This is a genomic window from Eggerthella sp., from assembly GCF_048329335.1.
Taxonomy (GTDB): Bacteria; Actinomycetota; Coriobacteriia; order Coriobacteriales; family Eggerthellaceae; genus Eggerthella; species Eggerthella lenta.
Map to the genome: position 1 here is coordinate 1 of NZ_DBFEGU010000232.1, position 2,411 is coordinate 2,411.

4 protein-coding genes are annotated in these 2,411 nt (G+C 62.4%); all 4 read right to left on the minus strand.

Annotated features, from left to right (window positions below; translation table 11 throughout):
• Window positions 1-543, minus strand: a 543-nt coding sequence (locus ACMO6A_RS07660; protein WP_418471027.1) for a potassium-transporting ATPase subunit KdpA, incomplete at its 3' end; no start/stop codon positions are given.
• Window positions 544-804: 261 nt separating this feature from the next.
• Window positions 805-1,128 carry a type II toxin-antitoxin system HicB family antitoxin gene (locus ACMO6A_RS07665; RefSeq protein WP_009305210.1) on the minus strand — a complete coding sequence of 108 codons (324 nt, stop codon included), beginning with the start codon at window positions 1,126-1,128 and terminating at the stop codon, window positions 805-807.
• Window position 1,129: 1 nt separating this feature from the next.
• Window positions 1,130-1,378, minus strand: a complete 249-nt coding sequence (locus tag ACMO6A_RS07670) for a toxin-antitoxin system toxin component HicA family (RefSeq protein WP_021410031.1) — start codon at window positions 1,376-1,378, stop codon at window positions 1,130-1,132.
• A 219-nt stretch (window positions 1,379-1,597) separates the two neighbouring features.
• Window positions 1,598-2,411: tRNA (adenosine(37)-N6)-threonylcarbamoyltransferase complex transferase subunit TsaD (tsaD, locus tag ACMO6A_RS07675; protein WP_418471028.1), on the minus strand; the 814-nt coding region annotated here is incomplete at its 5' end.

Sequence of the window (2,411 nt, forward strand, 5' to 3'; positions counted from 1 at the left end):
GAGCACGAACAGCACCGCGCGCGTCACATCGACCCAGAAGTTTCCGAGGCCCGGATTCCCTTCGCTCACGATGCCGCGGAACAGCGCGAACAAAACGCCCAAGCCCACGGCGGGCGTGACGAAGTTCTGCACCGTCAGGCCGATCGCCTGGGAGAAGTAGCTGAGCGCGCTCTCGCCGCTGTACGCCTGCCAGTTCGTGTTCGTGACGAAGCTGACGGCGGTGTTGAACGCGAGATCCCAGGACAGCCCGGGAAGCCCTTCGGGGTTGAACGGCAGCAGACCTTGCAGCATGAGAATGGCGAACAGCCCGACCAGGCAGATCGCCGAAAACGCGAACGCGCTCACAAGATAGCGCTTCCACCCCATGTCCTCGGACTTGTCTACGCGGATGCAGCGGTAGACCGCGTTCTCCACCGGAACCAGCACCCGCGAGAGCACGGTCTTCTGACCGGCCATGACCTTGTTGAGGTACGCGCTCAGCGGGATGGCCAAAGCCACCAGCAGCGCCAGGTACACGCCGTATTCGAACAGCTCGTCTATCACCGTTCGTCACCGCCCCTGAGAAGCTTGTAGAACAGGTAGAGCGCAAGGAAGATGCTCAACCCTCCTACGAAGCCTGCTACGAATTCCATCTCGATCCTTTCCTATCGGTCCTTTTGCGTGGCGGCGCATACGACAGCACCGCCACGAACCCAGCATAGGAAGAACCGCATGAGCACGGCGTAAAGATGGAGGGTGCGGGCGTTAAGATGAGGTTAAGACGGAGGTCGGCCGGAACGTCAGCACTGACCCGGAGAGGCGGTGCTACGCCAAGCGCGCCGCAACAAGGCGATTGAGGGACACTCGCTCCTCTGCGGCCTCCATCGCAAGCCTACGATGGAGTTCGGGAGGGATGCGCACTTGGAACTTCCCAGAGTACGCCCGGCTCGCAATCGGGGCGGGCGCGGCTTCTCCCAAGGCTTCCATATCGGCAACGGCTTCGACGGCAAGCGACCGAATGCCGTCGAACGCCTTTTCGGGCGTGTCCGCAAGCCACGAAAGCGAAGGCATCTCGGCAACCGTCCCGACGTATTCCCCATCCTCCTGTGACCACACGACCCGATACGCGTATCGATCTGCATCGTTCACGTCACTGCACCTCCGATACCATGTCTATCGCTTTAAGGACCTGCCTTACCTGATAAGGCTTCGCTTTGCCGCGATCGTTCTGGATATTGATGCGCGGATCGCCGCTCCAAGGCGTACGGTACACGCGATGCGACGTCCCTTTCTGGCGCGGCTCGCCGAAATACGTCTCGCAAACGTACGCGAGATCCGAGAAAGCGACGTTGCAGGGATTTTGCCGCATCGCCCCGACGATGCGCTCCAATCTACTCATGAATAGTATCACTATCGATACCATACAACAAGATGCGCAGACGAGCCATGCGTGACCCCTTCCCTCCGTGGCGCTTCGGACCGAAGGGTGCAGCAAAGCACAACGCCGTTTTTCCTTACCCTCTCAGTATAAAGAAAAACGAACTTATGTTCTAGTATTGACTTTGTTCAGCCTCTTGTTCAACGAGTACGCATAAGGGCGTAGCGACGCCTCGACTCGTCAGTACGGCTCGTCGAGGTTGGCGTGGGCTTGGGCGTCGGCTTCCAGGGTGAAGAACTTGCCCTGGTTGTGGCGGTCGAGGGCCACCAGCGCGATCATGCCGGCGTTGTCGCCGCAAGCGCTCAAGGGCGGCAGGGTGAGGCGCACGTGCAGACGCTCGCACAGCTGCTCGTACGCGTCGCGCAGCGCGGGGTTCGCAGCCACGCCGCCGCCGAGGCAGAACGTGCGCGCGCCCGTCTGCTCGAGCGCCATTTCGGCCTTCTTCACCTGCACGTCCACCACCGCCTGCTGGAAACTGGCGCAGATGTTCGGCACGTTCAGCTCGCGGCCGGCGGCGCGTTCGTTGTTGATATAGGTGACCACCGCGGTTTTCAGACCCGACAACGAGAAGCGCAGGTCGCCCGAGTGCATCATGGCACGCGGGAACGGGATGGCGTTCGGGTCGCCCTTGGCCGCCTCGCGCGAGATGACGGGACCGCCCGGATAGCCCAGGCCCAGCGCCTTCGCCACCTTGTCGAACGCCTCGCCCACCGCGTCGTCGATGGTAGCGCCCAGCGTTTCGTAGTCGCCCCAGCCCTTCATATGCACGAGCAGCGTGTTGCCGCCCGACACGAGCGACACCACCGCGGGCGGCTGGAAATCGGGCGCGCCGATCTTGTTCGCGTACAGGTGGCCTTCCAGATGGTTCACGCCGATGAACGGCTTGCCGGCCGCCCACGCGGCGCCCTTCGCGAACGCAACGCCCACCACGAGCGCACCCACGAGCCCCGGCGCGTACGTCACGGCAATGGAATCCAGATCGCGCCAGGTCAGA

Excerpts from the sequence above, each read along its gene's own strand:
- ACMO6A_RS07670 (WP_021410031.1), bottom strand. The coding sequence starts at position 1,378 with ATGAGTAGATTGGAGCGCATCGTCGGGGCGATGCGGCAAAATCCCTGC.